Annotated in this window: 10 protein-coding genes; 2 read left to right on the top strand and 8 right to left on the bottom strand. The window is 68.4% G+C overall.

The genetic code is table 11. The features are described 5' to 3' along the window. Positions 1-158 precede the first annotated feature (158 nt). From DXK32_RS11205 to DXK32_RS11175, 7 genes are all read right to left on the bottom strand, one after another. Positions 159-1,151 (bottom strand): alpha/beta hydrolase, encoded by a 993-nt coding sequence (locus DXK32_RS11205; RefSeq protein WP_247877094.1) that lies wholly within the window; start codon positions 1,149-1,151, stop codon positions 159-161. After that, on the bottom strand, positions 1,148-2,167 hold the full coding sequence (locus DXK32_RS11200; RefSeq protein WP_114858574.1) for an ABC transporter ATP-binding protein: 1,020 nt from the start codon (positions 2,165-2,167) through the stop codon (positions 1,148-1,150). The genes DXK32_RS11205 and DXK32_RS11200 overlap by 4 nt, the downstream gene beginning before the upstream one ends. Beyond that, entirely contained in the window at positions 2,164-3,150 is a 987-nt protein-coding gene (locus DXK32_RS11195; protein ID WP_114858573.1) for an ABC transporter ATP-binding protein, read from the bottom strand. Before DXK32_RS11195 ends, DXK32_RS11200 begins: the two co-directional genes overlap by 4 nt. A 10-nt stretch (positions 3,151-3,160) precedes the next feature. Further along, a complete protein-coding gene (locus DXK32_RS11190) occupies positions 3,161-4,075 on the bottom strand; it encodes an ABC transporter permease (RefSeq protein WP_114858572.1) in 915 nt (304 codons plus the stop codon). Further along, positions 4,076-4,993, bottom strand: coding sequence for an ABC transporter permease (locus tag DXK32_RS11185; RefSeq protein ID WP_114858571.1), 918 nt, complete (start codon positions 4,991-4,993; stop codon positions 4,076-4,078). Between the two features lie 61 nt (positions 4,994-5,054). Then, on the bottom strand, positions 5,055-6,584 hold the full coding sequence (locus DXK32_RS11180; RefSeq protein ID WP_114858570.1) for an ABC transporter substrate-binding protein: 1,530 nt from the start codon (positions 6,582-6,584) through the stop codon (positions 5,055-5,057). A gap of 75 nt (positions 6,585-6,659) precedes the next feature. Beyond that, positions 6,660-7,412, bottom strand: a complete 753-nt coding sequence (locus DXK32_RS11175; RefSeq protein ID WP_114858578.1) for an IclR family transcriptional regulator — start codon at positions 7,410-7,412, stop codon at positions 6,660-6,662. A 342-nt stretch (positions 7,413-7,754) separates the two neighbouring features. Here DXK32_RS11175 and DXK32_RS11170 point away from each other — a divergent pair, with 342 nt between their 5' ends. Beyond that, positions 7,755-8,381, top strand: a complete 627-nt coding sequence (locus tag DXK32_RS11170; protein WP_114858569.1) for an FmdE family protein — start codon at positions 7,755-7,757, stop codon at positions 8,379-8,381. 23 nt (positions 8,382-8,404) lie between these two features. Beyond that, positions 8,405-8,950 (top strand): hemerythrin domain-containing protein, encoded by a 546-nt coding sequence (locus DXK32_RS11165; RefSeq protein WP_114858577.1) that lies wholly within the window; start codon positions 8,405-8,407, stop codon positions 8,948-8,950. Positions 8,951-9,238: 288 nt separating this feature from the next. Here DXK32_RS11165 and DXK32_RS11155 read toward each other — a convergent pair whose 3' ends face one another. Further along, the gene (locus DXK32_RS11155) at positions 9,239-10,234 is read right to left on the bottom strand and encodes an MDR family oxidoreductase (protein WP_114858567.1); all 996 of its coding nucleotides are present in this window, start codon (positions 10,232-10,234) and stop codon (positions 9,239-9,241) included. Between the last annotated feature and the right edge of the window lie 41 nt (positions 10,235-10,275).

The following is a 10,275-nucleotide window of genomic DNA, read 5'->3' as shown; positions in this document are numbered from 1 at the left end:
TGGCGCCAGCTATACCTCAGCCGAGTCGCGGCTGCCCCCGGTTTGTGATGGGCTCATCCAGCAGCAGTTCCGCGACATCCCCTCAGGCTTGTTTGTTGCCGGCCGCTGAGGCCGGCAACGGTGCCCACTCGGACGGGACGGGCGGCCTGACGGCACCCTCAGCCCTGCTCTTCAAGGAAGAGTTGCGTCTCACGGAACAGTTGCATGCGGTTCCGCTCCAGAAGGACGGTGTGGGTGGCGTCGCCGATGACCACCATGCGGCGCTGGGAGGCCGCCCCCAACTCCCGGAACACCTGTTCGGCCATCGCGACCGGGGTGTCGGCGTCCCAGGCGCCGACCACCACCAAGGTGGGGGAGCGGATGCGTCCGGGATCGTAGAGCGGACGCCCGGAGCACCAATAGGTCATGGAGTCCGCGATGTTTCCGTTCGGGGCCCGGATGACCGGCGGTTCCTGGGTCGCGCCCACGGCGTCGGAGGCGAAGGTCGCGCTGGCCCAGGCGTCGAACCACGCCGGCGGCACCAGCGCGTCCCGCCGGTCCTCCGGCACGCCGGACAGCCAGCGTTGCCGGGCGTCCCCCACCGTGATGGTGCGGTAGGCGCCCAGGGGCGTGCAGCCGCCCGCCGGATGCGGGGTGTCGCGCAGCCATTGCGGGGCGTAGAGCACGAGCCGCGCCACGCGCTCGCCGTGTTCGGCCGTGTAAGCTCCGACCAGGGTGGCGCCCCACGACCAGCCGATCAGGCAGAGCCGGTCGATGGAGCGGCTTGCCAGGATGTGCTCGACGGCGGCGGCGACGTCGCGCAGGGCCGTGCTGGTGTCGACGACCGGCTCCGCCGCCGCGGCCGCGCGGTCCATTTCCGGGGGGCGCGTGGAGCGGCCGAAGCCGCGGAGGTCCAGGCAGTGGACGTCGAAGCCGCGCCCGGCCATGTAATCCATCCACGACATGCCGTCGAGCGGCAGGTCGAACGCGGTGTGGGCGGGATAGCTGGAGCCGTGCACCAGCAGCACCGTGCGCTCCGCCCCGAACGCGGTGACACCGGCCGGGCGCTTGTTGCGCAGGTAGAGCTGGATGCCGGCGTCCTTGGCCGGAATGTAGCGCTCTTCGGTGACGACGGTGTGCGGGCCGCCGTGGTTGTCCCGATGCATGGTCATGCCGCCTCCGCTTCGCCGGCCGGGAACAGATGGCATTCGACGAACCCGCCTTGACGGGCATCGACGACGCGTGAGGGCGGAACGGTCCGGCACAGGTCGGTCGCCAAAGGGCATCGCGGGTGGAAGGCGCAGCCGGCCGGCCGGTCGACCGGGTTGGGGATCGCGGTGCCGGGAAGCGGATCGGGGATGCCGTGCCCCGGAACCGTCGTCAGCACCGACTGGAGAAGGGCCCGCGTGTAGGGATGCCGCGGCCGCTCGAAGATCGCGCGGGTCGGCCCGGACTCGACGATGCGGCCGAGATACATCACGGCGATCCAGGTCGCCATGTGTTCGATGACAGCGAGGTTGTGGCTGATCATCAGCATGCCGAGATTCAACTCGCGGCGCAGTTCGGTCAGCAGGTTGAGGATCTGCGCCTGCACCGAGACGTCGAGGGCCGACGTCGGCTCGTCGCAGACCACCACCTCGGGGCGCATGATCAGGGCGCGGGCGATGGCCACGCGCTGCCGCTGTCCGCCGGACAGCTGCTTGGGATAGGTGTCCAGGACGCGCCGCGGCAGGCCGACGCAATCGAGCATGGCGGTGACCGCCTGGCGCCGGCCCGCGCGGTCGCCGACGCCGTGCACGGCCAGCGGCAGGCCGATGATCTGGGCAACGGTCTTGCGCGGATTCAGCGAGGAATAGGGGTCCTGGAACACCGGCTGGACCCGGCGGGCGAATGCCGCCTGCCCGGCTCCGGACACCGCGGCGCCGTCGATCAGCACCTCGCCGGAGCTGGGCGGGAGCAGGCCCAGCAGGATCTTCGACAGCGTGCTCTTGCCGCAGCCGGATTCTCCGACGAGGCCCAGCACCTCGCCGCGGTGGACGCACAGCGACACGTCGTCCACCGCACGCAACGGCACGCTCTTGCGGAACGGCGAGCGGCGGACCTGATAGGTGTGGCTGACCCCGCGCAGTTCGAGGACGGCGTCGGTGGACACGGCCCGCTCGGGGCCGGGAATGGTGACGGGGATCATGCCGAGCCCTCCAGGACGCAGCGGAAGCTGTGGCCGGCGGCCGGTTGCAGGGGTGCCGGCCGCAGGGGTGGTTGACGGGTCAGGCAGGCGTCTGCGGCGAAGCTGCAGCGGGCGGCGAAGGGGCAGCCCGGAATGGCACCGATCAGGCTCGGCACGACGCCGGGGATCGAACCCAGGAGCGATCCCGGCGGCGTGCGCCCCGGAACCGGAACGCAATCCAGCAGACCCCGCGTGTAGGGATGGGCCGGCCGTCCGAAGACCTCGTCCACCGGTCCCTCCTCGACCACCGAGCCGGCGTACATGACGACGACCCGGTCGGCGAGCTGGGCGACGACGCCGAGGTCGTGGGTGATGAGGACGATCGACAGCCCGGTGCGGTCGCGCAGGTCCTCCAGCAGGTGAAGGATCTGCGCCTGGATGGTGACGTCCAGCGCCGTCGTCGGTTCGTCGGCGATGAGAAGGTCGGGCGAGCCCATCAGCGCCATGGCGATCATCACCCGCTGGCGCAGGCCGCCGGAGAGCTGGTGCGGGTACTGGTTCAACCGGTCCCGTCCGGCGGGCACGCCGACCAGGGCCAGCAGCTCGGCCGCCCGCTCGCGCGCTTCGGCGGCGCTGGCGCGGGTGTGGCAGCGCAGCGCCTCGGCCATCTGGTTGCCGATGGTGAAGGCCGGGTTGAGCGAGGTCATCGGCTCCTGGAAGATCATCGCCATCCGGTTGCCGCGCAGGTTCCGCATCGCCTTCTGCGACAGGGTGCCGAGGTCGGTGCCGGCGAAGGACAAGCGTCGGGCTTCGCGCCGGGCTCGCCCCGGCAGCAGATCCATGAGCGCCAGCGAGGTCAGCGACTTGCCGCATCCGGACTCGCCGACGATGCAGAGGATTTCGCCCTTGCCGACCCGGAAGGAGACGTCGCGCACGGCGTGCAGGGTTCCGGCCGGCGTCGGGATGTCGACGCACAGCCCTTCGACTTCGAGAATGGGGGTCATGACGGGGACCTCACGTGCGGCCGTCGGGGGCGGTGACGTCGCGGACGCCGTCGCCGACCAGATTGATGGCCAGCACCAGCAGGAACAGGGCGACGCCCGGAATGGCGATGAGCCAGGGTTCGAAGAACAGGTTGGAGCGCCCCTCGGCGACCATCAGGCCCCAGGACGGCAGCGGCGGCTGCACGCCCAGCCCGAGGAAGGACAGCGCCGCTTCCAGCAGGATGGCGTGCGCCATCTCCAGCGTGGCGACGATGATGAGGTTGTTGAGCACGTTCGGCAGGATCTCGCCGAAGATGATGCGCGGCACCGAACAGCCCACCGCCTGCGCCGCCAGAACGTAATCCTGGCTGGTCGCCTGGATGGTGGAAGTGCGCATGACGATGGCGAAGCGGTCCCACAGCAGCGCGCTCAGCACCAGGATGACCACCTCCAGCGAACCGCCGAACAGCGCCACCACCGCCAGAGCCACCAGCACCACCGGTGTCGACAGCCGCACGGTCACCAGGAAGGTCACCACCATATCGACGCGTCCGCGGAAATAGCCGGCGCAGACGCCGAGCGTCGTGCCGATCACCCCGGAGCCGAGCGCCGCGGCGAAGCCGATGAGCAGCGACACGCGGGCGCCGTACAGCAGCCGGCTGAGATAGTCGCGGCCGAGATGGTCGGTGCCGAGCGGGTGGGCCCAGCTTCCCTCGGCGTTCCACACCGGCGGCACCAGCCGCTCCATGAGGTCCTGCCGGTAGGGGTCGTCGGGCGCGACGAAGGGGGCCAGCACGGCGAGCAGGAGGATCAGGCCGAGCACGGCGAGTCCACCCATGAGGCTCCAGTGGCCGAGGATGCGGCGGCGCAGAATCTGGCCGGGGGTCGGGGGCTGCGCGGCGGCGGCGGGCGCGGCCGGTGCCCGGAGGGTTTCGGACATGGTCATTCAAGCCACCCGGATGCGCGGGTCGAGCCACGCGTTGAGAAGGTCGGCGATCAGGCTGAGGACGACATAGAAGCTGGACAGCACCAGCACGATGGCCTGCACGGTGGGCAGGTCGGAGCGGCTGATCGATTCCCAGGCGAGCTGGCCGGTGCCGTGCAGGGCGAACACCGTCTCCACCACCACAGATCCGCCCAGCATGAAGCCAAACTGCACCGCCGACAGGCTGACCACCGGGATGACGGCGTTGCGCAGGGCGTGCTTGAGCAGCACCACGGCCGGGTGCAGCCCCTTGGCCCGCGCGGTGCGGATGTAGTCGGAGGCCAGCACTTCGAGCATGCCCGCCCGCGTCAGCCGCATGATCGCCGGTGTGGCGTAATAGCCGAGCACCACGGTCGGCATGACGAAGTGCTTCCAGGTGCCCGAACCGGACGGCGGCAGCAGCGGAAAGGTGATGCTGAACAGCACGACCAGCACCAGGGCGAACCAGAAGGTCGGCATGGCCTGCCCGGTGACGGAGATCAGCAGCGCCGTGCGGTCGATCCAGCTGTTCGGCCGGATCGCCGCGATGATGCCGAGCGGCAGCCCGACGCACAGCGCGAAGGCCAGCGCCAGCCCGCCGAGCGTCATGGTGGTCGGCAGCTTGTCGGCCAGCATGCGGCTGACCGGCATGCGGAAGTACAGGCTTTCCCCGAAGTCGCCCTGCAGCGCCTTGACCAGCCAGTCGGCGTACTGGACGGGCAGGGGGCGGTTGAAGCCGTAGGTTTCGCGGATGAACTCGATGTCGGACGCCGTGGCGGAGTGGCCGGCCATGGCCACCGCCGGGTCTCCAGCCGCCCGCAGCAGGGCGAAGGAGCCGACGGAGACCGTGACGGCGACCAGCACGGCCAGAAGCAGACGCTTCAAGCTGTAGGCCAGCATGGCGGACTCCACGGAAGGGAGGTGTGGTGACGTGAGGGTGGGGCGGCGGCCGGCGGGCGGCTCATTTCCAGGTCACCGCGTAGAAGCGCGGGATCTCGTCCGCCGTCGGGGTGAAGGCGATGTCCTTGCTGTGGACGTAATTGACGTTGTAGGTGAACAGCGGCTGCCAGTAGGCCTGTTCGGCGATGCGCCGCAACGCCTTGCCGTAGAGGTCCTTGCGCGTCGCCGGATCGATCGCGGAATCGGCGCCCTCCAGCCAGCCGATCACCTGCGGGTCGCGGGCGTAATCGTCCTTCGATCCCTTGAAGAACTGGCTGACGCTGGCCGCCGCGTCGTTGATCGAGTAGGAGCCCCAGGACATGAAGGTGAAGTCGGTTTCGCCGTTGTAGACCTTGTCCCGCAGCGCCTCGTACTGCAGGTAGGTGAGCTTGGCGTTGATCCCGACGGCCTTCATGTAGCCGATCATCGCCTCGGCCACCGGACGGTCGCGGTAGGCGTGGAACTCGATGTCGAGTCCGTTGGGATAGCCGGCCTCGGCGAGAAGCGCCTTCGCCTTGACCGGATCGTAATCGTAGGTCGCCACGTCCTGGACGCATCCGAACTGGGTCGGGAAGCAGACCGCGTCGATGACCTCGGAGGCGCCGCGGACCAGCCGCTTGACGATGGTCTTGCGGTCGATGGAATGGGCGATGGCCTGGCGGACCCGGACGTCGTTGACCGGCGAGGAGTGGCCGGTGCGGTTGGAGGCGTCGAACGCCAGATAGCCGAAGCGCATCGTCTGCGCGTTCTGCACCACGACGTTGGGCATGGACGCGAGCTTGGCCGCCTGATCGTTGGGCACGTTCCAGATCCAGTCGACGCCGCCGCTGAGCAGCTCGGCGATCTGGGTGTTCTGGTCGGGGATGGTGCGCTGGACGATGCGGCCGATGGTCGGCCGGCCCTTGGGGCTGCCGTCGAAATACGCGCGGTTGGCTTCGAAGACGATGCGCTTGCCGGGGTCGAACGCGGTCACCTTGTAGGGGCCGGTGCCGACCGGCCGCAACCCCATGCCCTGGCTGCCGACCTTGGAATAATAGTCGCGCGGATAGATCAGCAGCGGTCCCGACAAATACTCCAGGGCCAGCGGTGTCGGCGCCTTCATGGTCAGGCGCACCATGTGCGTGTCGATCTTCTCGACCTTCTCGATCCAATCCACGTTCTGCCGGCTGAGAACCCGGGTCGCCGGATCGGCCATCAGGTTCAGCGTGTAGACCACGTCGTCGGCGTCGAACGGCTCGCCATCGTGGAACCGCACGTCACGGCGCAGTTCGAACTCAATGGTCCGGTTGTCGACGAAGCGGTACGAGGACGCAAGCAGCGGCTTGTAATCGAAGGTCTGCGGATCGACGGTCAGCAGCGAGTCGAAGACCATGCGCGCGACGAGCTCGCCTTCGCGCAGGACGTTGAAGTAACGGTCGAGCGTCGGCAGTTCGCCAGCCCAGGCGATGTTCAGCGTGTCGTCGGCCTTGCCGGCCGACGCCGGCACCGGGGCGGCAAAAGACAAAAGGATGGCGGTGGCGGCCGCGGCGGCCGCCCTCAGGGCATGGCTCATTTCTTTTCCTCCTGGGATGCGCGCCTTCTTCGGTGCGCGTCGGATGTGGTCAGAGGGCTGGGGTCATTGCGGGTGTCATGGGCCGCCGTCGGCGGTGTTCCGGACACGCTGGCCCCAGACACGCTGGACGTGATGGGCGATGATCTCGGCGACACGCTCCTGCCGGTCCTCCGGCAAACGGTCGGGAATGGCGGCGACGCTGACAGCGGCGACGATCCGGCCGTCGGCATCAAGGACGGGCACCCCGACCGCCGCGACGTTCGGACGGAGGATGCCGTTGTTGAGCGCGTAGCCGAGTTCACGGGCTTCGAAGACGAAGCGCCGGATGTCGTCGGCCGTGAAGTCGGCATAGCTGGAATAGCGCTGGGCGTTGGCCGCCAGCACGGCTTCGAGCTGGGCGTCGGGCAGGAAGGCGAGCAGCGCCAGACCGCCGCCGCCGATGCCGAGCGGACGGCGCGCACCGATGTCGAGCGTCAGGGTGCGGATCGGATAGCTGCCCTCCACCCGGTCGATGCACACCGCGTCGTTGCCCGACCGGATCAGCAGGAAAATGGTGTCCTCGACCTCCAGGGCGATCTGCTCCAGCGCCGGGCGCAGGCGGTCACGGATGGAGAATTCCTGGGCGGCCGCGCCGAGCACGGAAAGCTCCATCCCGAGATGATATAGCTTGGAATAGGGGTCGTGGGTCAGCAGCCCTTCCTGCGCCAACACCCCGAGGATGCGATGGGTGGTGGCGACCGACAACCCCGTCTCCGCCGCCAGTGCGTTGGCGCGGGCGCCACGGTCGTTGGTTCGCGCAACGGCGCGGAGAAGCGTGATCGCCCGCAGGATCGCCTGCGCGCCACTCGGGCCTGCGCTGCCGGCCTCGCGTTCGGGAGAAGGGGCTGGGTTTGGTGACGATGCTTTTGACACGGGAGCGATCAATTCTGCGGTGTGTGGCTGACGTTCGGATGATTGGCCAACCCAAACGTCGCGTCAACAAATCTTCTCGCAATATGAAAGTGGTTTCTCATAATATGAGAATGTCCGCGCGCTGTGCTTCCCGAGCGTTGGGCCGCCGCCCATGGAATGGCGGCACGGTGACGCCTGGGATGAACTTGGCCATGCCGAAAGGCTTGCGGTTTGCGCAGGCACAAAGAGGCTCGGGCGTCGTCATGGCATGATCCGGCCATGACATTTCCATCCTTCTATGATGCGGCGCCGCGGCTCGTCGTGCGCGATCCGCTCAGCGCGTTCCTCGGCGCGGCCGAGGACGGCCTGCTCGATTACGGCTATGCCGATGCGGTGCGGCTGGCCGGCCATTCCTGCCCGACCGTCGCGGGGGCCTACCTGATGACCGTGCGATCGCTGGAGCGTCTGTATCCCAATGAGGTGCCCGAGCGGGGAGCCGTCGCGGTGTCTGTTCGCGAGGCCGCCGACGATGGTGTGGCCGGCGTGATGGCAAGCGTCGCCACGCTGCTGACCGGAGCGACGGAGAGCACCGGCTTCAAAGGCATCGGTGGACGCTTCGACCGCCGGAACCTCCTGTCCTTCGGGGTCGGCATGCAAGGCACGATGGCCTTCGTCCGCACCGACACGGGAGTGGGCGTGCAGGCAACGCTCGACAGCGGTGTCGTGCCGGTCGATCCGGCGATGCCCGACCTTCTGCAGCGCCTGTTGTCCCGCACGGCATCCGCGGACGAGGCGGCCCGGTTCCGCACCCTCTGGCAGGAACGGGTCCGGCGCATGCTGGTGGACCACGCCGACGACCCTCGACTGGTCAGCCTTGCCGCTTGGACTGGCCGACCCGACGCGTGACCTTCTTTCAAAAGATTTCGGACATGCACACCGACAGCAAGACCGGCCAACTCCTGCACGACGATCATCACCGGACCATCGACCTTCTGAACGCGTTCGAAGCCTACCTGGAGCGCACCACAGAGGACGACATCCCAGATCTGGACGCGGACGGTCGCGGTCTGCTCGCCACCCTCGGCAAGGAACTGGGCCAGGGCCTCGAACGGCACTTTATCCTGGAAGAGCAGTGGCTCTTCCCGCCCATCGCCGCCGCCGCCGCTTACGAGATGACGGCCGACCTCTCGACCGACCACGAAGCCCTGCGCCCGCTGGTCCGCCGCATCGCCCGGCTGTGTGCTCTGGCTCTGCGTGAGGGGTTCGATGAGGAAAGCTGGCCCGTCTTCCGCCATTTCGGGCAGCAGCTGATCGACGGCCTGGTTCTGCATATTCAAAAGGAGGAGACCGCTCTGCTCAGCGCCGTCGATGCCGTGCTTACGCCGGCACAGGACGCCGCTCTCGCACGGGTTTACCGTCATGGAGAAGAGGCGCTTGGCGACGCGGATGAACGTGCATCATCGCCGCAGGTTTAGGACGGCATTGAGGCACAGAAACGCTTGCTTCATCGATCGCCACAGCCGTTCGATCAAAACGTTGTTCATCCAGCGGCTCCGGTCATCCATGGACACCCGGATCCCGGTCGTGGTCGGAGTAGTGGATGAGACCGCCGCCCGTAGCCGGCCGGTGGTCGTGCAGCGCCCGCTCCAGGGCGTCCAGGACGAAGCCCGGCATGAGCGGTGCGCGACACCCAAGGATGAGCCCCGCCACGAAACGGCAAGGTTCCGCAGCGGGCGGGGCTGCCGGACGGGCCGGAACCGTCCTCAACGGGTTACGTCGACGACCACGCGGCCGCGGATTTTCCCGGCGAGAATCCTGGTGGCCAGTTCGGGCAGCGCGTCGAAGGGCAGCACCTCGTACATCGTCTTCAGCGCGTTGCGATCCAGGTCGCGGGCCAGCCGTGTCCAGGCGGCGTTCCGCCGGTCCTGCGGAGCCATGACGGAATCGACGCCCAGCAGCGCGACGTTGCGCAGGATGTGCGGCAGGACCGTGCCCGGCAGATCGGACGAGCCGGCCAAGCCGCAAGCGGCGATGGCACCGCCCCAGACCGTCTGCGACAGCGCGTTGACCAGAGTCTGCCCGCCCACCGAATCGACACCGCCGGCCCAGCGCTCCTTCTGCAGGGGGGCACCCTTTTCCAGAAGGGCGGCGCGGTCGATGAAGCCGCTGGCGCCGAGGCTGCGCAGGTAATCATGGGTTTCGGGCCGGCCGGTGGCGGCGACCACCGGGTAACCGCGCTTGGCGAGCAGAGCCACCGCGACCGAACCGACACCGCCGGCCGCTCCGGTGACCAGAACCTCCTTGTCGCCCGGCTGGACCGCGCCCCACCGCTCCAGCGCGTCCACGCACAGCGCGGCGGTGTAGCCGGCGGTGCCGATGCCCATGGCCTCTTCGAACGAGAAGGCGTCCGGCAGACGGGTCAACCACTCCGCCTTCAGGCGCTGAAAGCGGGTGTAGCCGCCCCACTGCGTTTCCGACAGGCCCCAGCCGTTGACGACCACCTTGTCGCCCGGCTTCCAGGCGGGAGAGCGGGATTCGACCACGGTGCCGGCGAGGTCGATGCCGGCGACCATCGGCAGCTTTCGGGCGATCCGGCCCTTGCCGGAAACGGCGAGCCCGTCCTTGTAATTGAGCGTGGAGCAGGCGACCTCGACCAGCACATCGTTGTCCGGCAGGTCGGCCAGGGTCAGCGTCGTGAAGCCACCCTTCGGCTTGCCGTCGACGTCCTCGATGACAAAGGCTGTGAAGTTCTCGGCCATGGTGGTTCTTTCTTTTCGTTGAAGGCAATGTCGGATGGGCA

This window comes from Azospirillum brasilense (genome assembly GCF_003349955.1).
Classification (GTDB): domain Bacteria; phylum Pseudomonadota; class Alphaproteobacteria; order Azospirillales; family Azospirillaceae; genus Azospirillum; species Azospirillum brasilense_B.
The sequence above is the reverse complement of the archived record's forward strand: the minus strand, read 5'-3'. Positions and strand labels throughout refer to the sequence as shown.